Annotated in this window: 14 protein-coding genes and 5 pseudogenes; 15 read left to right on the top strand and 4 right to left on the bottom strand. The window is 62.0% G+C overall.

From position 1 onward, the window contains the following. Nucleotides 1–25: 25 nt before the first annotated feature. Nucleotides 26–1261 (bottom strand): metal-dependent hydrolase family protein, encoded by a 1236-nt coding sequence (locus M446_RS35540; RefSeq protein ID WP_012333610.1) that lies wholly within the window; start codon nucleotides 1259–1261, stop codon nucleotides 26–28. Nucleotides 1262–1402: 141 nt separating this feature from the next. Beyond that, entirely contained in the window at nucleotides 1403–2374 is a 972-nt protein-coding gene (locus tag M446_RS18385; RefSeq protein WP_012333609.1) for a proline racemase family protein, read from the bottom strand. A 510-nt stretch (nucleotides 2375–2884) separates the two neighbouring features. Between M446_RS18385 and M446_RS38210 the strand changes: the two are divergent. Then, nucleotides 2885–3567, top strand: a pseudogene (locus M446_RS38210) (IS110 family transposase); the annotation flags it as partial. Between the two features lie 140 nt (nucleotides 3568–3707). On the opposite strand, the pseudogene M446_RS38205 reads toward M446_RS38210, so the two are convergent. Beyond that, nucleotides 3708–3830 (bottom strand): annotated as a pseudogene (locus M446_RS38205) (integrase core domain-containing protein); the annotation flags it as partial. 136 nt (nucleotides 3831–3966) lie between these two features. Here M446_RS38205 and M446_RS18375 point away from each other — a divergent pair. Continuing rightward, nucleotides 3967–5172: pseudogene (locus M446_RS18375) on the top strand (transposase); the annotation flags it as partial. After that, nucleotides 5159–5295: pseudogene (locus M446_RS37350) on the top strand (IS3 family transposase); the annotation flags it as partial. The pseudogenes M446_RS18375 and M446_RS37350, both read left to right, overlap by 14 nt. A gap of 68 nt (nucleotides 5296–5363) precedes the next feature. Here M446_RS37350 and M446_RS34260 read toward each other — a convergent pair. Next, nucleotides 5364–6290, bottom strand: coding sequence for a LysR family transcriptional regulator (locus tag M446_RS34260; protein WP_012333607.1), 927 nt, complete (start codon nucleotides 6288–6290; stop codon nucleotides 5364–5366). Between the two features lie 113 nt (nucleotides 6291–6403). On the opposite strand from M446_RS34260, the gene M446_RS34255 reads away from it, so the two are divergent. The 12 genes and pseudogenes from M446_RS34255 (at nucleotide 6404) to M446_RS18350 (ending at nucleotide 18597) form a co-directional block, all read left to right on the top strand. Further along, nucleotides 6404–7048, top strand: a complete 645-nt coding sequence (locus M446_RS34255) for a NodA family N-acyltransferase (RefSeq protein ID WP_012333606.1) — start codon at nucleotides 6404–6406, stop codon at nucleotides 7046–7048. After that, nucleotides 7045–7695 carry a chitooligosaccharide deacetylase NodB gene (gene nodB, locus M446_RS34250; RefSeq protein ID WP_050777499.1) on the top strand — a complete coding sequence of 217 codons (651 nt, stop codon included), beginning with the start codon at nucleotides 7045–7047 and terminating at the stop codon, nucleotides 7693–7695. The genes M446_RS34255 and nodB overlap by 4 nt, the downstream gene beginning before the upstream one ends. A gap of 24 nt (nucleotides 7696–7719) precedes the next feature. After that, on the top strand, nucleotides 7720–8967 hold the full coding sequence (gene nodC, locus M446_RS18370) for a chitooligosaccharide synthase NodC (RefSeq protein WP_012333604.1): 1248 nt from the start codon (nucleotides 7720–7722) through the stop codon (nucleotides 8965–8967). Between the two features lie 350 nt (nucleotides 8968–9317). Further along, the gene (nodI, locus tag M446_RS34245) at nucleotides 9318–10232 is read left to right on the top strand and encodes a nodulation factor ABC transporter ATP-binding protein NodI (RefSeq protein ID WP_050777498.1); all 915 of its coding nucleotides are present in this window, start codon (nucleotides 9318–9320) and stop codon (nucleotides 10230–10232) included. A gap of 3 nt (nucleotides 10233–10235) precedes the next feature. After that, nucleotides 10236–11024, top strand: a complete 789-nt coding sequence (locus M446_RS34240) for an ABC transporter permease (protein ID WP_012333602.1) — start codon at nucleotides 10236–10238, stop codon at nucleotides 11022–11024. Between the two features lie 66 nt (nucleotides 11025–11090). Beyond that, nucleotides 11091–11843: a sulfotransferase domain-containing protein gene (locus M446_RS34235; protein WP_012333601.1), complete on the top strand. Its 753-nt coding sequence runs from the start codon at nucleotides 11091–11093 to the stop codon at nucleotides 11841–11843. Between the two features lie 260 nt (nucleotides 11844–12103). Further along, nucleotides 12104–13300, top strand: coding sequence for an efflux RND transporter periplasmic adaptor subunit (locus M446_RS18365; protein WP_043701388.1), 1197 nt, complete (start codon nucleotides 12104–12106; stop codon nucleotides 13298–13300). A gap of 48 nt (nucleotides 13301–13348) precedes the next feature. After that, nucleotides 13349–16459, top strand: a complete 3111-nt coding sequence (locus M446_RS18360) for an efflux RND transporter permease subunit (RefSeq protein WP_012333599.1) — start codon at nucleotides 13349–13351, stop codon at nucleotides 16457–16459. Between the two features lie 41 nt (nucleotides 16460–16500). Further along, a complete protein-coding gene (locus M446_RS38200; RefSeq protein WP_168169164.1) occupies nucleotides 16501–16674 on the top strand; it encodes a hypothetical protein in 174 nt (57 codons plus the stop codon). A 104-nt stretch (nucleotides 16675–16778) separates the two neighbouring features. Further along, nucleotides 16779–17534 (top strand): annotated as a pseudogene (locus M446_RS18355) (transposase); the annotation flags it as partial. Nucleotides 17535–17608: 74 nt separating this feature from the next. Continuing rightward, entirely contained in the window at nucleotides 17609–17740 is a 132-nt protein-coding gene (locus tag M446_RS39020; RefSeq protein ID WP_018263422.1) for a hypothetical protein, read from the top strand. A gap of 290 nt (nucleotides 17741–18030) precedes the next feature. Next, nucleotides 18031–18597, top strand: coding sequence for a hypothetical protein (locus tag M446_RS18350; RefSeq protein WP_012333597.1), 567 nt, complete (start codon nucleotides 18031–18033; stop codon nucleotides 18595–18597). The last annotated feature ends 866 nt before the right edge of the window (nucleotides 18598–19463 follow it).

Raw genomic sequence — 19463 nt, 5'->3', positions numbered from 1 at the left:
CCCTTCTTTTCTTTCAGGGTACGCCTTAGTTAAGACCGTTCCTTTTTACGATCGCGCCCTCTTGCATGATGAGGGACAGATGCTGACCCTGTCGGGTTAGAAGAGAAAGATCGTCGAGGGGATTGCCGTCGACCACGATCAGATCAGCGAATGCATCTGGAGCCACGGTTCCTATCTTTCCATCCATGTGGCAAAGTTTTGCTGCTACCGTGGTCGCGGAAGCGATAACATCGTGAGCGGAAAGCACTTTCCCTCTGATAACGAATTCCTCAGACTGGTGGCGGTGCATCTCTCCCAGAAGGTCAGAACCGTAGGCCATCGGCAGGCCGGCCTTCCGCATGATGGTGAGTGATTCAATTCCGGCAGCCTGCACAACCTTAACCTTTTCGATTGCATCAGCCGGATAACCGTTCAGGGCGCCTTCGCTCAGAAGCTTATCGAATGTAACGAGGGTCGGGACCGCAATAGCCCCTTTAGCAGCGGCGAATTTGGCCGTGTCCGGCTGGATCAGATTGCAATGTTCCAGCGAGTGGATGCCTGCCTCGGCGGCGCGACGGATCGCATCATCGGTGTAGAGATGGGCCGCCACGTATGTACCCGCGTTTTTCGCCTCCTCGACTACGGCGAGGAGTTCCTCACGCGAGAAGCCGAGGAAGTGAATGGGATCGGTTGGCGACGCGGCTCCTCCGTTTGCCATGATTTTGATGAAGTCGGCGCCGGCTTTGATCTCCTCTCGGGCCGCCAGACGCACTTCAGGAACCCCATCGCATATGCGCCCTAGGGCCCCGAGCGGAAAGCCCGAATGGACCTGGGGTCGGCTGTTGAAACGGCCTCGGAAATCGCAGTGACCGCCGGTCTGGCTGAGAGCCTTGCCTGAGATAACGAGCCGCGGACTCGGAAAGATCTTTTCTCCGACCGCGCATTTGATGCCGTAGTCGGCCCCACCCGCATCGCGGACTGTGGTGAAACCTCTCATCAGCATTCCTCGTAGGACGAGTGAGGCCCGCGCCGTCACTAGCGAGTCGGGAAGCTCCGCATTTCGCCCAAATGAGGCCCCCACGGCAATCGTGTGAACATGGCAATCAATTAGGCCCGGCATCAGCACCTTACCGCTGAGATCGATCGTCTCGTCTGCGGATGCGGTGATTGCCTTGCCGACTTCGCGGATTTTGCCGCTTTCGACAAGGACTTGCATTGGATCGGTCGGCCTGTCCATGCTTCCGTCGACGATACGGCTGTTCTTGAACATGTACGTTGTCATGGCGGGTTCCTTATCTTCCAATCTAGAAGGAAAAAATTTTTGAAACTTGTCCTTATTCCAACAGATGACTCGGGTGTCATCTGAAGATTCACTTGGCCGATAAATGCATTTTCTCGATAAGATGGTCGGCCGACGACCCACTCAGCCGGGCAGAAAGCCCGAGGGGATCGGATCCTCAGCCTCGAGAACGAGCGTCGAGAAGGCACTCAGGTGCGCCATACCGCGGACTTCTGGAATCACAGCGGGCTGTCCGGACCGGGTCTCAGCGAGTTCAGCGATCGTAGCGACGAAAGGCACGCCCATGATGTTCTCGGCGCGGTAGCTTGCTCCCGGGGCGATTTCCCCACGCCTGTGAAGTTGAGCAAGGCGTGCAGAGGTGCCCGTCCCGCAAGGTGAACGGTCGAACTTGTTGCCAGCCAGAACCACGAGGTGGCGAGCTCCTCCATCCACAGAGTGATAGAACAAGACGCTGTCGATCTTCGGATTTTCGGAAATTGAGTTCAGCGCGTCCTTGATGGCCATGCCCGCGCGGCACCAGTGGCCGGCATTTGCGATGTCGAATGGAAGTTCGAACATGCCAGCATCCACAAGGGCATAGGTGATGCCGCTATAGGCGAGGTCGCAGATCACTTGACCGAAGCCATCCGCTTCGACGGCAACGTCGCTGGCCAAGACGTGGCATGGCACGTTTCGCAGTATCACTGAGGTCAGCCGACCCGCCTCAAATTTCCCTTTGACGTGCACGATCCCGGCCGGCGTCTCAATCGACATGCCGTTCTGTTCAAAACTCGCAGGGAGCGAACCTAAAGCTGCTAGACTCGCCACGTAACCTATGGTCGCATGACCGCACATGTCAGCGTAGGAATACGAGAAGACGAAGAACAGCCCTTGGTCCGCGATCATGGAAGGGACTGGGATCGCACCTGCCATGGCAGCGTGCCCGCGCGGCTCATGAAGCAGAAGCGTCCTAAGCCCGTCGTAACGAGCGCGAAAATCATCCCGCTGCTCGCGCACGCTGCGCCCCTGCAGCGCCGGTATGCCTGACGTCACCACCCGTGTCGGGTGACCGGCCGTATGGCTGTCGATGACAGTGAACAGACGCCTCGTATGCATAGCGGCCCGAACCCTCCCCATTGACATATGTCGCGGTGGTCATTGTCCTATAGCATTAATTTGAAGGAGCACAAGGCGTCTCATGCCTCGGCGTGGTGAATATCCGCGGGTTGGACCCCGGCCTTGGCCGCGGCCGCGGTGAGCAGGCACCGTGGGAGTGTGCCAAGCGATCGGGACGGAGCCATTCTCCTGGCGTCCAATGCCAAGAGTACCGCGTGCGGCCTTGCGCTGACTGCGTTTTCAACCCAGCTGCCCCGCACCTAGCTGACCCCATCAAGTGCTGCACGTGCATGCAGAGAACGCAGGCTGTCACCGCAGCCATCGGCCGTTGGAATGCCGTCTACGTTGACCTCGCGGTGCGGCGGCTGTGCGCCAACGGCGTCGCTGGCCGGACGAGATGTTGGCCCACGTCGCGCCGCTCGGGTGGGATCACATCTCGCTCACCGGTGAGTACGACTAGGCGTCCGCGCCTCACCGCCGCTCGGCGGCTTCAGACCTCTCCGCGGCGATTCTGTCGATCAGCAGGCCATGCTCACGCTGCACAAGGTGCGCGATCTACTCGTTCTGCAGCGCACCATGCTGATCAACGCCTTGCGGGGGCATCTGGCCGAATTCGGCGTCGTGGCGGCGCAGGGTGCCGCCGGCTTGAAGAGCGCCATCGCGCAGTTCAGGACCGAGCAGGCCAGCCTGCCGGAGTTGGCCCGTTCGGCGATCCGTGAGCTCATCGGCCAACTCGAGGAGGTCGACGAACAGTTGAGGAGCGCCGAGACCGACATCGTCGCTTGGTTCCGCAGCGACGCCGCGAGCCGCCGCCTGTTGACGATCCCCGGCATTGGCCCGATCACCGCCAGCGCGATCACGGTGGCCGTGCGCGACCCCACTATCTTCCGGTCTGGCCGGCAGTTCGCAGCCTGACTCGGCCTCACGCCTCGACCGCATAGCGGTGGCGGCAAGGATCGGCTCGGGGGCATTAGCAAGCAGGGCGACGGCACGGTCTCCGGCAGTTGCTCGTCGTGGGGGGCACGGCGGTGATCCGGACGGCGTGCCAAAACGATCCCGGGCGCGCCCGGGCTAAGCGGCTCCTGGAGCGCAAGCCCGCGCGGGTCCTGTCCGTCGCCCTGGCCAACAAGACCGGCCGGATCGCCTGGGCGGTGATGACGCGCGGCGACGTCTACAGAGCGCCCGCCTTCTGACGAGATCCCGCCTGCCGGCCATCGACAACGGAGGCGGGGTGCGAAGTGCTGGGAGATTATGACGAACCGGTCGAGCCGGGATTGAGGGAGCCCGTTTTGTGGAGTGCACCCTGTTTGACCGGACAAGCGGCGGGGCGGGTTTAGGCACTCCGGCTGAGGAACTCTCGGGGCGAGAGCATGCGCAGGCCGGAGTGCGGGTGGACGGTGTTGTAGTACTCGAACCAGGCTGGCAGAAGCCGCATCACGGTCTCGGGGTCTGGCAGGTGATGTTGACCCGCTCCCGTGGCTCTCCCGCATTTTGATATTGGTGGCGAATTCGGCGCGGCTCCTGCGATGAGAGGACGACCCACGCGCTGCGTTTGAGCGACGATGCGGCCCCAAGCCAGCCGGGGGTGGGTGATGTCGCTCGACGTGAAGCGCACGTATGTCGTGCCGGACCGGACCGCGCAGGTCGCGCGCGCGATCTTTCCGAATGGCAATCCGGTCATGCGCCTCTACGACGATCTGCACAGGGTCGTGGAGGATGGCGACTTCGCCGACCTGTTCCCAGCGCGGGGACGGCCCGCAGAGGCGCCGGTCCGGCTCGCCCTCGCGACCCTGCTGCAATTCATGGAGGGGCTGACCGATCGGCAAGCCGCCGACGCGGTCCGTACACGGATCGGCTGGAAGTACCTGCTGTGCCTGGAACTGGCTGACGCCGGTTTCGACCACACTGTCTTGAGCGAGTTCCGCACGCGCCTTCTCGCTCATGGAGCGGAAAGCCGGCTCTTCGACGCGACCCTCGAACTGGCACGAGGGCGTGGACTGCTGAAGGGCGGCGGGCGCCAGCGCAGCGACTCCACGCACGTCCTCGGGGCGATGCGCACAATGAGCCGGCTCGAAGCCGTTGGGGAAACACTGCGCCACGCGCTGAACGAGCTGGCGACGGTGGCGCCCGACTGGCTGCGCGCGTGCACGACCCCGACGTGGGTCGAACGCTACGGGCTTCGCGCGAGCGAGTTCCGGCTGCCCAAGAGCCAGGCTGGCCGGCGGGCGTGGGCGGTGCAGACCGGTATCGATGGGTTCACCTTGCTGGCTCTCGCCACAGCGGACGGCGCGCCGCCGGTCCTGCGGGACGTCGCGGCCCTCGAGATCCTGCGACGCGTCTGGGTGCAGAACTTCCTCGTCGAGCACGGCCCGGACGGCGCCCGCGTCGAGTGGCGGACGAACGATCAGGTGCCACCGTCGGGTCGGTACATCGGCTCGCCGTACGACGTGGAGGCGCGCTACGCGAGCAAGGGCGCGACGGTGTGGAGCGGCTATAAGGTGCATCTGACCGAGACGTGTGACGATGGCACCCCGAACCTGATCACCCACGTCGAGACGACGACCGCCGCGGTCTCGGACGACGCGACGACCTCGACCATCCACGCGGCGCTCGCTGCACGGGGCCTGCTGCCCAGGACACACATCGCCGACACCGGCTTCGTGAACGCGGCGCTGTTCGTGGAGGCCCAGGAGCGCCACGGGATCGATCTGATCGGCCCGACGCGGGATGATCGGCAATGGCAGCGAGGCCGCCATCGCGGCGTGCTCGACGAGCCCGGCACGGGTTCGGCCGCACGCCTCCCTGGGCTACCGCCGGCCCCGGAGGTGTTCGTGCCGGCCTTGACCGCTTGGCCGGCTGCGCTCGCCCGCCCGGCTCCGCCGGCCAAGCTACCCGCGGTGGACAGGCCCACGGTCCACTAACATTCCACTCGGGCCACCCTGTGGGGGTTGATCACCCGTGATTCAGGTACGGGGTAGACTCTGAGCAATCAGGCAGCGTTGCCCGGCGAGCCCACCCTACACGCTTCAAAGAAAAACACATCCCGCATCCAAATACTTGCCGGATCAGAATTATGCAGGGCCGGCCATTGAACGGACTCACAAAATTCAGGAAACGGAAGTGGTAAATCGACGATGCGCAGAGGCAGGATATTTTCAAAATACCTGGCAAGGCTTAATGGTATCGTTCCAATCCGATCAGTTCCCAAAATCATATGCGGTATCATAGTGAAACTCTGCACCACAATGTCTATATGTCTCTTTATTCCATGTTCCAGCAGGAACCATTCTTCCAGGGAAGGCTTTCGCTTGCGCCCGAATTTCGCTACGACGTGGCGCATCGACACGTAGCTATCAAATGTAAGCTGTCGCGATAGCTTGTCGTTCGCGCGGCAGCCTACACAAACAAGTGTGTCAGAGAAAAGAGACGCTCTTGGATGCGCATCCGACAGAAACAATTCTGGGCAGATTAGAAAATCGGCTTCGCCACGCCGAAGAAGTTCGTCAGGGTCATCGGCGAGCTCATGTAACTCGAAGCTGATGTCGGGTGCTTCCGTCGTAAGCCGCTCCATCACACGTCTAAAAAATACGACCGTCATGAAATCAGAAAGAGCGATTCTGAAACACCGCTCTGATTGGGATGGCTCAAAGGTATCTCGAGAAACAATTGCGAGCTGAATATGCAGCAAAGCTTCGCGGACTGGGGCGGAAAGTTCCTCCGCGCGTGGCGTTAAAACGAGTTTGCGGCCCCGCATGATAAATAGCTCATCTCGGAAATATGCGCGCAAACGCGCGACAGCCGCGCTCATTGCGGGCTGGCTTAGGTTGAGACTGCTTGCCGCGCGGGTGAGATTTCTCTCTTTCATCAAAGCGTCGAGCGCAACGAGAAGATTGAGATCGAGGCCCTTGAAGCGCATCTACCCTCCTATCCACCACCCAGATGCGTTACATCAAAACAATCGATTTTACAAATGTGCTGTGGTCCTAGCATACAGGGCGGTGCCAAACTTGCTGGGCATGCAGTCGTACCATGAAAATCAATCCAGATTTTTGCTCTATCTCCCGAACGGAGGAGCATCCGGGTCGTTTGCAGGTGCGATGGCGTCTGTGCTGGGAAAGTGAGTTGGATCTCGCTGACCACGCTGAACTCGCTGAATTCTTGCGGAACGCCTACAACCCGAGCGGCGCGTATAATGCCAGGCCATTTGAAGGCGGTCGCAGTTGGGCCGGTGCTAGACCAGAACTTCGTGCTATCGGCTACGACTCGAAGGGCGTCGCAGCCCACATAGCCGCACTACGCCGCTTCATCAAAATTGGGATGGTTGATTTACTCGTCGTCGAACTGGGATTGTATGCAGTACGTTTGGATCTCGAGGGATTGCGAGTTAGTTATTCGATGCTCGAGCTGTATCCAGCTTTGAAAAACCTCGGTGTCCCTTTCGGGTTTGGCACAGTCCGGCCTGCGCTTCAGAAACACCTCACCAGGCTGCTCGGTAAGGCCGGTTTGGCGGCCACTGTGTCCGGGGTTCGCGTCCGTTCCACTCTCCGAGACATGAGCCTCGACATGCCACCGACGAGAGTCGAGGACCTTCTGATCCTAATTTTCCCCATTCAACTGCCGGTCAGTCATTGGCCGCCAGGTACACTAATTGATCGCAATGGACCAGAACTATGAAGAAATTTAATTGTATATCCGAGTTGTCCACCCGATGGGGTCGAAGCGGAGACCGTTCCAGTGTATATTTGACCTTCGACGACGGCCCTAATCCACATTGCACTCCCGGTATTCTCGATGTGCTGGCGGAATACGGCGTGCCGGCAACGTTCTGTGTCATTGGCGCGTACGCGGCAAGGGAGCCGCTGCTAATCCGGCGCATGATCTCAGATGGGCATGAGGTGGCAAACCACACCATGACTCACCCGGATTTTTCGATATGCGATCCGAATACGGTTGAGCAGGAGATTTTGCAGGCAAATAGAGCGATCCGCATGGCCTGTCCACAGTGTACGTTGCGGCATGTGCGTGCGCCGTACGGAAAATGGACAACGGAAGTAATCAGTATTGCGTCCAGAGCTGGACTTGCGGCTCTCCACTGGTCTGTGGATCCCCGAGATTGGTCGCGCCCCGGTGTTAATGCGATTATAGACAGCGTGCTAAACTCAGTTCGTCCAGGTGCAATCGTGCTCCTGCACGACGGTAGTCCTCCCGGCGACGCAGCTCCGTGCACTCATGTCGGCCCGCGAGAGCAGACCGTCATCGCACTTTCTCGTCTCATTCCGGAGTTGCATAACCATGGGTTCAAAATTTGCCTTCTTCCCTAAGATCACTAAACTGGCAGATGCAAGATGGATAAATTCGCGGCAACCAGCATCGGCGCTGTATCACTATACGCGCTACTCTCGGCGTTCTACAAAGGCGTGCAGATTTTTTATTCAGATCCCGCAACTATTTCGCCAGCGAAAAGGAGTGCTTTCGTCGGTTCGGGTATCATGCCAAGCGTAGATGTCATTGTCCCCTGCTTTAATGAAGATCCGTGTACGCTTTTCGAGTGTCTTTCTTCAATTGCAAGTCAGGAATATAGTGGGAAACTGCAGATATACGTGGTTGATGATGGCTCAGACAACCGCGGCTCATTGGCACAAGTGCACGATGTTTTTGCCCACGATCCGAGGTTCGTGTTCATTAATTTGGAAGATAATGTTGGGAAGCGCAAAGCCCAGATTTCGGCGATACGCCGGTCCACGGGAGACTTGGTGCTCAACATCGACTCCGATACGACCGCGGATAGCGATGTGGTAGCAAAGCTCGCACTGAGAATGCGAGATCCATCTGTAGGTGCGGTAATGGGCCAGTTAACAGCTAGCAACCGCCGGAAAACATGGTTGACTCGGTTGATTGATATGGAATACTGGCTGGCCTGTAATGAGGAACGAGCGGCACAAGGTCGATTCGGTGCCGTTATGTGCTGCTGCGGTCCTTGTGCGATGTACCGCCGGTCCGCGCTGCTTCTGTTGATAGACCGGTACGAGACACAAGTTTTTCGCGGTAGAATAAGCAATTTTGGTGAGGATCGGCATCTCACGATACTGATGCTAGAAGCAGGATTTCGAACCGAGTACGTACCAGATGCCTGTGTAGCAACTGTCGTCCCGGATAGACTTAGTTCGTATCTGCGCCAGCAGCTGCGATGGGCGCGTAGTACTTACCGTGACACGCTGCTCGCGCTATATATTCTTCCCAGACTGGACGGCTATCTGACCCTGGATGTGATTGGGCAGAACATAGGGCTTCTATTGCTCACTGTTTCGTTGATCGCGGGAATAGCACAGGTGTTTTCGACGGCCTCCGTCCCGTGGTGGCCGAGTTTAATGATCGTCTTAATGACAATAATTCGCTGCTGCGTAGCATCTGTCCGTGCTCGCCAACTTCGATTTCTCGGCTTCTTGTTTCACATGCCAATAAACATCTTTTTACTGATACCGCTGAAGATTTATGCATTATTTACAATCAGTAATAGCAATTGGTTGTCCCGCGGCTCTCCATACGACGGGCAGAAAAGCGTTTACATAAAATCCGTGACAGTAAGCACATAGCAGCATCAGATACATTCAAGTCTGGCACCGTTCCAGCGCTCTTTCGCACGGCGGGTCTGACTTATATTGCCTTCTTTATGGTAGCCCTTCGTTGCAGACTGTGGTTGCGAAAGGGGGCGTGCGTAGCGGAAGTGTTTGACGCCGCAGCAAGTGGCTCCGGTGTACTGCACCAGATTGCCCATTTTCTGGTTAAGTATCTAGGTTGAAGGCCAGATTCTATGTTCCAGTAATAGAAGCGCGTAACGATCACCGCCCTCACTGAACCGGCTGGTGAATAATGTCGTTCGGATGCTTATTACACCCGCCAGTGATTACCGTGCAATGCCGCCTGAGAGAGGATGTGTGATTTAATGCCCATAACAGCAATAAGTCTTGAAGGTGTGAGGAAGTCATACGGCAAAAATGTCGTTGTCGATGACTTGTCCTTCGTCGTTACACCCGGAGAATGCTTCGGATTATTAGGGCCTAACGGTGCGGGCAAGAGCACTGTCACGCGCATGATCCTGGGCATAGCGCCGCTAGACTCGGGTAGTATCAATGTGTTCGGCGAGCCCGTGCCGGCGCGCGTTCGCTTGGCGCGATCCCGCATTGGCGTAGTCACACAGTTCGACAATCTCGACAGCGAGTTTACAGTGCGCGAGGGCCTTATCGTGTTCGGGCGTTACTTCGGCATGAGTGCTCGCGACATTAAAGCGGTTACGCCGTCGCTCCTAGAGTTTGCCCGTCTTGAGGACAAGGTGGATGCGCGCATCGCGACGTTGTCCGGAGGCATGAGAAGGCGCCTGTCCCTGGCGCGTGCTTTGATCAATAATCCTGAGATGCTCGTGATGGATGAACCGACAACCGGTCTCGACCCGCACGCGCGCCACCTAATCTGGGAGCGTCTTCGCTCACTTCTAGCTAAAGGAAAAACGATCTTAATGACTACCCATTTCATGGAGGAGGCCGAGCGACTGTGTGACCGGGTGTGTGTTCTCGACGATGGACGCAGAATTGCAGAAGGTCGGCCCCGCGTACTCATCCAGGAGCAGATCGGTTGCAATGTAGTCGAGGTCTATGGTGGTAATCCGCGTGAACTACGTGCGATAATTGGACCATACGCGCGGCACATCGAAGCTAGCGGCGAGACTCTCTATTGCTACACGCCACATCCAGAGCAGGTTTGCCTCCAGCTTCTTGGGCGCTCGGGCTTACGCCTTCTACAGCGTCCTCCGAACCTCGAGGATGTTTTTTTGCGGCTAACTGGTCACGAGATGGAGAGATGAGCGATGACGGGAGATTTTGCAGCGGCTCTTCCCGCCAATGCGTGGAACTGGCTAGCGGTGTGGCTCCGCAACTATCAAGCCTGGAAGAAAATTGCACCTGCATCAATTCTTGGTAATCTTGCCGATCCAACGATTTACCTGGTTGGTCTTGGATTCGGCGTCGGACTGATGATCGATCAAGTTGAGGGAAGTCCGTATATCGCCTTTCTTGCTGCAGGTATGGTCGCGACTGCCGCCATGACCTCGGCGACTTTCGAAATAATCCACGCGGCTTTCGCACGCATGCACGCCCAGCGCACTTGGGAAGCAATTCTGTATACACAACTCACGCTTGGCGATGTTATTCTCGGGGAACTAGCGTGGGCAGCCACAAGGGCTTTTCTAGCGGGGTCCGGAATCATCATCATCGCGGGCGTGCTTGGCTACGCCGCTTGGCCGTCCGCATTTTATGCGCTGCCCGTCATTGCGCTCACTGGTCTTGCCTTCGCAAGCTTAGCTATGCTTGTTGCTGCTTTGGCGCGCAGTTACGATCATTTTGTATTTTATCAGACCCTTTTTATCACACCCATGTTGTTTCTGTGTGGCGCAGTATTCCCCGTCAATCAGTTGCCGAGCGAGCTTAAAAATTTAACCTCGGTCTTGCCATTGGTCCATTCGATCGAGCTCATTCGCCCAGTGATGCTCGGACGGTCGACCAGCGGTGTCGGCGTGCATATTTTCGTGCTTTGCGCGTACGCGATACTGCCATTTTTCTTTGCGACAGCAATGCTTCGCCGGTGTCTCCTACGGTGACACCGGTTCGGCAAAATAGCCGTAACTTAGGCCTGCAATCGTATGTGTAGTCTAATGGTGCTACCAATGGACAGCCAGATGTCTTCGCATCATCCCTTCGTTATACTGGCAATGCCGAGAGTGGGTACACACTTTCTCGAGGAATTGCTTAACGAGCATCCCAACATCTACAGCAGAGGCGAGCTTTTAAATCAGTATGAAGGCAATTGGCCCGACAAAAGTCGGTTGTTACTTAGCGATCGAGGGCTCCTCGAGGTTGCGTACCTGCAATATACCGCAAAATCTGTCAAGGCAGAAGTGACGCACGTTGGCTGCAAGATCAACGAACCTCAATTTCGCGACCGTCCCGGCATATTTGACGAGCTTGTTGCGTGGCCTGGTCTTAAAGTCATTCTTATGGTTCGCGTTAATGTCTTGGAGTCGCTTCGCTCGCTTGTCCAGGCAAGACAATCTGGCCGTTGGCTGAAGTTTAGCTCCGACGGCGGAGGCGCGCTGCCGCCGCGTGTCCGGCTATCGACAGCTGACTGTGAGGCATACTTCAGGCTTTCTGATTGTTTTAACGCGCGAGTTGTACATTCCTTTGGGTCTGGTGCTGTTATGGTGGTTCGTTATGAAGATGTCACTCGCGATCGGAACGCTTGCGTGAATTCAGTTTGGAGCTTTTTGGGAGTTCGACCGCATCAGCCTTCTGGTTTGACCGATCTTCAACGCCAGGAGATGCGGCCTTTGATAGAAACGGTCCAAAATTTCGATGAATTAAGGCGCTACTTCTCCGGCGGCCCTTACCAGAAATTTTTTCAATCGAGAGATACACGCTGACATTAAAAGCTGCTTTTATCCGCGGCTGAGTTTTTGGTAGGGCTGCGGATGTGGTGTGAGCTGAGACTAACACGTGATCCATTCGGAGAACCGCGATTGGTCGGCGTGAGCATTGTAGAAGCCGGTAACGACAATGCATACGCTATGTTCATATAGCCGCAATGCCGCGCAGCGCGCTGGTCGAGCTGCCGAGCAGCACCACCGGCGGCGCGGCGTTGGGCCATGCGTAGTCTGGTAGCTGCCGACCGGGGTACCCTGTCATGTGTCGCCGCAGCCGCCTCGCTTGGCTACTCGCCGTCATGTGCCTGGTGCCGGCGGCGACGGGCCATCGTACGTTAGAGACCGAGGTACCCGTGCCCGCCGTCACCGTGGTGGTGGCGGCCGAGCGCGAGATCGTCGAGCGCACGGTGGTCACCGGCACCCTGGTCCCGCGCGACGAGATCATGGTCTCGCCCGAGATCGAGGGCTGCCGCATCACCGAACTCCTGGTCGAGGAGGGGGACCGGGTCGCCAGGGGCGCGGTGCTCGCCCGCCTGTCCCGGGAGATGATCGACACCCAGCTCGCCCAGAACGCCGCCGCCATCGCCCGGGCCGAGGCCGCCGTGGAGCAGGCCCGCAGCACCATCGTGCAGGCCGAGGCGGCGCAGGTCGAGGCGGCCCTGGCGCTGGAGCGCACCCGGACCCTGATCCGGACCGGCAACGCGACCGAGGTGCAGATGGAGCAGCGCACCTCGGCGGCGCGCTCGGCGGAGGGGCGGCTCGCCGCGGCCCGCAACGGGCTCTCGATCGCCGAGGCCGACCTCCTGCAGGCCCGGGCCCAGCGCAAGGAACTCGACCTCAAGCTCGCCCGCACGGAGATCCGCGCGCCCGAGGGCGGCATCGTCAGCCGCCGCACCGCCCGGATCGGCGCCACCGCGAGCGCGACCGCCGAGCCGCTGTTCCGGCTGATCGCCCGCGGCGAGATCGAACTCGAGGGCGAGGTGACCGAGACCGGCATGCCGCGGCTCAAGCCCGGCGCGCCCGCCCAGCTCGATCTCGACACGCCGGACGGGTCCGTCGGCGTGCCGGGCCGCGTGCGCGCGGTCTATCCGGAGATCGACCGCGCGACCCGCCTCGGCAAGGTGCGCGTGCGCCTCGACCCCGATCCGCGCCTGCGCATCGGCGCCTTCGCCCGCGGCAGCGTCGAGGTGGCGCGCCGCACCGGCGTCGCGGTGCCGGTCGCCTCGGTCGTCTACGGCAATGGCGGCGCGACCGTCCTCGTCGTGGCGGGCGACCGGGTCGAGGCGCGCCGGGTCCGCACCGGCCTCTCGGCGGCGGGCTTCATCGAGATCCGCGACGGGGTGCGGGCCGGCGACGCCGTCGTGGCCCGGGCCGGCAGCTTCCTGCGCGACGGGGACCGGGTCCGCCCGGTCTTTCCCGCCCAGCAGGTCAGCGCCGACGCCCTCCCGCGCCCCTGATCCACGGCGCCGACGGCGCCCGCCCCCGCCGCCGAAGGACCCGACCCGATGCGCCTCAACGTCTCCGCCTGGGCGATCCGCAAGCCGATCCCCTCGATCGTGCTGTTCCTGGTGCTGGGGCTGCTCGGGCTCGTCAGCTTCCGCACCCTGCCGATCACCCGCTTCCCCAACATCGACGTGCCGCTCGTCTCGGTGTCGATCAACCAGCCGGGCGCCGCGCCCTCGGAGCTCCAGACCCAGGTGACGAAGTGGGTCGAGGACGCCGTGGCGGGCGTGAAGGGCGTCAAGCACATCACCTCGGCGATCACCGAGGGCAGTTCGACCACCACGGTCGAGTTCCGGCTCGAGGTCAACACCGATCGGGCGGTGAACGACGTCAAGGACGCGGTCGCCAAGATCCGCACGAACCTGCCGCGGACGATCGAGGAGCCGATCGTCAACCGCGTCGAGATCGCCGGGCTGCCGATCATGGTCTACGGCGCCACGGCGCCCGCGATGGCCCCCGAGGACCTGTCCTGGTTCGTGGACGACGTGGTGGCGCGGCAGATCCAGGGCCTGCGCGGGGTCGGCGGCGTCGGGCGCCTGGGCGGCGTCAACCGCGAGGTGCGCGTCACCCTCAAGCCGGACCGGCTGCTCTCGCTCGGCATCACCGCCGCCGACGTGAACCGGCAGCTGCGCCTCACCAGCGCCGACATGGCGGGCGGGCGGGCCGAGCTCGGCGGCCAGGAGCAGTCGATCCGCACCCTCGCGGCCTCGGCGAGCCTCGACACGCTCGCGGCCACCACGATCGTGCTGCCGGGCGGGCGCAAGGTGCGCCTCGACGACCTCGCCACCCTGACGGACGGGGCCGAGGAGCCCCGCGTCTTCGCGCGCCTCAACGGGGAGCCGGTCGTCGCCTTGGCGATCTCCCGTGCCAGCGGCGCCAGCGACGCCTCGGTCGCCCAGCTGGTGGCCAGGAAGATCGACGAGCTGCGCGCCGCCCACCCGAACGTCCACTTCGACCTGATCGACACCTCGGTCACCAACACGATCGGCAACTACGAATCCGCCATGCACGGCCTGATGGAGGGGGCGGCCCTGGCGGTGCTGGTGGTGTTCCTGTTCCTGCGCGACTGGCGGGCGACGCTGATCGCCGCGGTGGCGCTGCCGCTCTCGGTCTTCCCGACCTTCTGGGCGATGAGCGCCATGGGCTTCTCGCTCAACGCGGTCAGCCTGCTCGCCATCACCCTCGTCACCGGCATCCTGGTCGACGACGCCATCGTGGAGATCGAGAACATCGTCCGGCACGTGCGGCTCGGCAAGTCGCCCTACCGGGCCGCCATCGAGGGCGCGGACGAGATCGGCCTCGCGGTCATCGCCATCACGGCGACGCTGGTGGCGATCTTCGCGCCGGTGAGCTTCATGGGCGGCATCGCCGGCCAGTACTTCAAGCAGTTCGGCCTCACCATCGCGGCCGCGGTGTTCATGTCGCTGCTCGTCGCCCGCCTGATCACCCCGATGATGGCGGCCTACTTCATGCGGGACCACGGCCACGCCGAGGAGGCACCCGGCCCGGTGATGCGCACCTACACCCGCGTGGTGGCGTGGTCGGTGCGGCACAAGTTCGTGACGCTGGTGGTGGGCCTCGCGCTGTTCGCCGGCTCCCTCATGTCGACCAAGCTGCTGCCGGCCGGCTTCCTGCCGAAGGAGGACGCGGCGCGCACCCTGCTGGTGCTCGAATTGCCGCCGGGTGCCAAGCTCGACGACACGATCGCGGTCTCGGACCGGGTGGTGCGGAAGATCCGCGAACTGCCCGAGGTGCGCTCGGTCTTCGTCGATGGCGGGCGCCAGCTCCCGGGCAAGAAGGAGATCCGGCTCGCCACGCTGACGATCAACCTGACGCCGAAGAACGCCCGCACGCGCAAGCAGGGCGACCTCGAGGCGGCGATCATGGCCGCGCTGCGCGACGAGCCCGACATCCGCTACTGGTCCCTGCGCGAGGGCGGCCAGCGTGATTTCACCCTGATCGTGGCGGGGCCCGACACCGAGGTGGTGCGGGACGTGGCCGAGCGGATGCAGCGCGAGGTCGCGCAGGTGCCGAACCTCGTCAACGTGATGTCGACCGCGCCGCTCGACCGCACCGAGCTGCGCATCCGCCCCAAACCCGCGGTGGCGGCCGATCTCGGCGTCTCGACCGAGACCATCGCCGAGACGGTGCGCGTCGGCACGATCGGCGACATCGGCGCCAACCTCGCCAAGTTCAACGCCGTCGACCGGCAGATCCCGATCCGGGTGCAGCTGCCGGCCGAGGCCCGCGGCGAGCTGCCGGCGCTGGAGGCGCTGAAGGTGCCGACGAAGACCGGCGCCGCGGTGCCGCTGACCGCGGTGGCCGATATCAGCCTCGGCCGCGGCCCGACCGCGATCGACCGCTACGACCGCGCCGTCCGGGTGGCGCTGGAGGCCAATCTCCAGGGCTCGGACGCCCTCGCCGAGGCGATCGCCAAGGCGCTGGCGACCCCGGCCGCGAAGACTCTGCCGCCGGGGGTGGAACTGCGCCAGACCGGCGACGCCGAGGTGATGGGCGAGGTCTTCGAGGGCTTCGCCCTCGCCATGGGCGCCGGCCTGATGATGGTGCTCGGCGTGCTGATCCTGCTCTTCGGCTCGTTCCTGCAGCCGCTCACCATCCTGTTCTCGCTCCCGCTCTCGATCGGCGGGGCGATCCTCGGCCTCCTGATCTTCAACCGGCCGATCTCGATGCCGGTCGTGATCGGCATCCTGATGCTGATGGGCGTGGTGACGAAGAACGCCATCATGCTGGTGGATTTCGCCGTCGAGGAGATGGCCCGGGGCGTCGACCGCATCACCGCAATCACCGATGCGGGCCGCAAGCGCGCCCGCCCGATCGTGATGACGACGATCGCCATGGCGGCCGGCATGGTGCCCTCCGCGATGGCGCTCGGCATCGGCGGCGAGTTCCGCTCGCCGATGGCGATCGCGGTGATCTCGGGGCTGATCGTCTCGACGCTCCTGTCGCTGCTCTTCGTGCCGGCGATCTTCGTGCTGATGGACGACCTCGCCCGGCTGTTCGGGCGGCTGTTCGGCCGCTTCGTCGGGGTGGTGGACGAGTTGGAGCCGCAAGCGGCGCGGCGAGGCGAGGTAGGTCTTCACGAAAATGTCTAGTGCCACCCCGGCCTTGGCGCGAGTGGGTGAGAGAGACAATCATGGCTAACATGACAGTTGCGGATGTCGCTTCAAAACCGCTTCTCGGGTTTAAGCTTGATGAGCGCATCTGGACCAAGCCGGCCGACGCCATTCTCGATGCCGTCTACGGCAACGCTGCACCATCCGTGTCGCCGATCGTGCGGATATCGGGCATCGTGAGCGCCCTGGGTTAGCAGATCGAGGGAGCGGGCCGGGCCTCGGCACTCTGGCGGAGGAACTCCCGGGGTGAGAGCATGCGCAAACCGGAGTGCGGGTGGACGGTGTTGTAGTTCTCGAACCAGCCCGGCCGATGCCGGATGCCGCGCTGCTCGAGGAGATCCGCGCCACCCTCACCGGCAGCCCCTTCCACGGCGAGGGTCACCGCAAGGTCTGGGCGCGCCTGCGCCACACGGGCGTGCGCACCTCCAAGCGCCGCGTGCTGCGCCTGATGCGCGACCATGATCTGCTCGCCCCGTCTCGCGTCGGCGCGCCGCGCGGTCCGCGCACCCACGATGGCACCATCCTCCCGGAGGCGGTGGACACGATGTGGGGGACCGACCTGACCACCCCGTGGACCGGCGAGGGGCAGGTCGCGGTGTTGGTGGCCGTCGACCCCTGCTCGGCCGCGTGTGTCGGCATCCATGCGGCGCGACGGGCCACGCGCTTCGAGGCGCTGGAGCCGATCCGTCATGGCGTGCGGCAGCGCTTCGGTGGCTTCAGCGCGCGGATCGCCAGCGGCTTGAGTGTCCGGCACGACCACGGCAGCCCGTACCTATCGGATGATTTCCAGTCAGAATTGGCGTTCCTGGGCATCGCGAGTTCGCCCGCCTTCGTGCGGGCGCCGGAGGGGAACGGCTACGCTGAGCGGTTCATCCGCACGCTCAAGGAGAACCTGCTCTGGGTGGAGCGCTTCGACACCGTCGAGGATCTGCGCCGCGCGCTGCTGGTGTTCCGGGAGATCTACAATACGACGTGGCTGATCGAGCGGCACGGCTTCCGCCCACCGGCCGCTATTCGGGCCGCGCAGCTTCCACCTGCGGCTCTCGCCGCATAGGGTTCAAACCGGTGTCTCACAATCGGCGGGCGGTACAGACGCTCCTGCTCCTCGGACGCATCGAGGCCTCGCGCATGCAGGTCGGTGACGAGCCGGACCTGCGCCTCGCGCTGCCCGACGCCTTCATCGCTTATCCGATTCACCTCCGCGAGCGTCTCGCGCGGATCGGCATCAGGGCGCTTGGCGGCCATCGGGCATTCGGCTGACGGTCGGCAGGTGCCATTATGCGCGATCTAGCCGCCTCAGAGTACTATCGCACGGGCGAAGGCGGGGCTGTCAGCACCCCACCTGCCCGGCGGCAGCACGGCATCGGCTAGGGCTCCTCGTTCCTGCCGGGGACGGCCCAAGACGGCACCTTGTACCTCCTGCGCCTCGGATCTCGAACTCGCCGTTCGCAGCCTCACTGTTGCATGCTGCGGTGCAACCGGGGTCGTAGCCGCCCAGTTCAGAGGAAGGCGCTCATCCGGCGCCGGAGCCGATCCCATCAGGAGCCCTCATGGACACCTCGCCGCTGCCGCCACCCGCGTTCGAGCCCCCTGCCGTCCTGCTCTCGGGGCCGGTCGACTATGACATGTACCGGGACTTCCGCCGTCAGTTCGAGCAGGCCTCGCAGAACCTCGTCGTGGTCGAGCTGTCGACGCTCGGAGGCGACCCCGAGGTCGCACGCATGATGGGCGAGGACATCCGCTACCACAGCGAGATGAGCCCGGACCGGCGCTTCGTCTTTCTTGGCAAGGCAGCGATCTACTCGGCCGGTACGACCTTCATGAGCTTCTTTGTTCGCGCCAACCGCTACCTGACCCGCGGCACGCGGCTGATGATCCACGAGCGCAAGCTCGCGAAGGAGCTCACGATCAATGGACCGCTGACCACCTGCATCGCGACTGTGAAGGCGACGCTGCACGAGATCGAAGCCTCGATCGCGATCCAGAACGAGGGCTTTGAAAACCTGATTCGCGGCTCCCAGGTCACGATGGAAGAGCTCCTGCAGCAGGCTCCGTCGAACTGGTACATTGAGGCCGAAGAGGCGAGATCGCTCGGGCTGATCGAGGCCGTGCTCTGAAGGCGATGCGCCGTATCGAGAATGGCTGAGGTACAGGTTGATCCCCTGAGCCGGTCCTCTCTGGCTGTACCGGCCAGCCTCAGTGACCAGCTGGGGTAGCCGCTCGCCCTCCCCTACTCGGCCTTGCCAAGGGCCTCAAGAGAGCATCAGCGCGGGGCTCAGCATGTACGGCAGCTGGCTCACGGAATGCGACCCTTGGGCCCGTCTGAAGAGCGCCAAGCGGACTGGATTCGTGTTGCATCCGTGTTGCATGGAGCCGCCGACGCTCGGTTGTAACCCATTGTAAATTCAGGAGTCGTGTTGCACGCCGTTGCAACACGGAAAGGGCAAGGGAGGGTCATGAAAAAGCCCGCCAAGTCATTGACCGAGCAGGCAAAATCTGTGGTGAGCGCGCTGGGACTCGAACCCAGGACCTACAGATTAAAAGTTTGTTGGTCTGCGCAAGCTTGTGTTCTGAGGTCGACGTGCTTTTCGAGCCAGTCATGAGCGGTTCCCTTCGCTCATCGAGGATACAGATGCGCTGTGCCCCCGGCCGTGTTGGTCACGAATCCTGGCGCCTCATTCAGCACGTGGCAATGCCAAGACAGAGCAGTAGCTTCACACCTGAGGGGGCTGCGATCGAGGAAGCGGGGCACAGCTAGGCCTCTGTCCTTGCCCGAATGGATCCCGGACGCTGATGCCAAAGCCCGAGGCCGCGCGGGGCTCGCTGCCTGCAGGAGCGTTCCCAAGGGGATGAAACACGTCTCGGATGCACCCCCTGCCCTGCCGTGGGTTACGTCGGGCATCGCCCGGCTCACGAGGGCATGAACCACCATCCCTGTCTCTTGTGGGAGCGCGGTTTCGTGTTCCATCCGTGTTGCACGGAG

Origin of the sequence: Methylobacterium sp. 4-46, assembly GCF_000019365.1 — a bacterium.
Lineage (GTDB): Bacteria > Pseudomonadota > Alphaproteobacteria > Rhizobiales > Beijerinckiaceae > Methylobacterium.
The sequence above is the reverse complement of the archived record's forward strand: the minus strand, read 5'-3'. Positions and strand labels throughout refer to the sequence as shown.

What these genes read in the sequence shown, in the direction of transcription:
- M446_RS35540 (WP_012333610.1), bottom strand. Translation starts at nt 1,261, where the DNA reads ATGACAACGTACATGTTCAAGAACAGCCGTATCGTCGACGGAAGCATG.
- M446_RS18385 (WP_012333609.1), bottom strand. Translation starts at nt 2,374, where the DNA reads ATGCATACGAGGCGTCTGTTCACTGTCATCGACAGCCATACGGCCGGT.
- M446_RS34260 (WP_012333607.1), bottom strand. Translation starts at nt 6,290, where the DNA reads ATGCGCTTCAAGGGCCTCGATCTCAATCTTCTCGTTGCGCTCGACGCT.
- M446_RS34255 (WP_012333606.1), top strand. Translation starts at nt 6,404, where the DNA reads ATGAAAATCAATCCAGATTTTTGCTCTATCTCCCGAACGGAGGAGCAT.
- nodB (WP_050777499.1), top strand. Translation starts at nt 7,045, where the DNA reads ATGAAGAAATTTAATTGTATATCCGAGTTGTCCACCCGATGGGGTCGA.
- nodC (WP_012333604.1), top strand. Translation starts at nt 7,720, where the DNA reads ATGGATAAATTCGCGGCAACCAGCATCGGCGCTGTATCACTATACGCG.
- nodI (WP_050777498.1), top strand. Translation starts at nt 9,318, where the DNA reads ATGCCCATAACAGCAATAAGTCTTGAAGGTGTGAGGAAGTCATACGGC.
- M446_RS34240 (WP_012333602.1), top strand. Translation starts at nt 10,236, where the DNA reads ATGACGGGAGATTTTGCAGCGGCTCTTCCCGCCAATGCGTGGAACTGG.
- M446_RS34235 (WP_012333601.1), top strand. Translation starts at nt 11,091, where the DNA reads ATGGACAGCCAGATGTCTTCGCATCATCCCTTCGTTATACTGGCAATG.
- M446_RS18365 (WP_043701388.1), top strand. Translation starts at nt 12,104, where the DNA reads ATGTGTCGCCGCAGCCGCCTCGCTTGGCTACTCGCCGTCATGTGCCTG.
- M446_RS18360 (WP_012333599.1), top strand. Translation starts at nt 13,349, where the DNA reads ATGCGCCTCAACGTCTCCGCCTGGGCGATCCGCAAGCCGATCCCCTCG.
- M446_RS38200 (WP_168169164.1), top strand. Translation starts at nt 16,501, where the DNA reads ATGGCTAACATGACAGTTGCGGATGTCGCTTCAAAACCGCTTCTCGGG.
- M446_RS39020 (WP_018263422.1), top strand. Translation starts at nt 17,609, where the DNA reads ATGCAGGTCGGTGACGAGCCGGACCTGCGCCTCGCGCTGCCCGACGCC.
- M446_RS18350 (WP_012333597.1), top strand. Translation starts at nt 18,031, where the DNA reads ATGGACACCTCGCCGCTGCCGCCACCCGCGTTCGAGCCCCCTGCCGTC.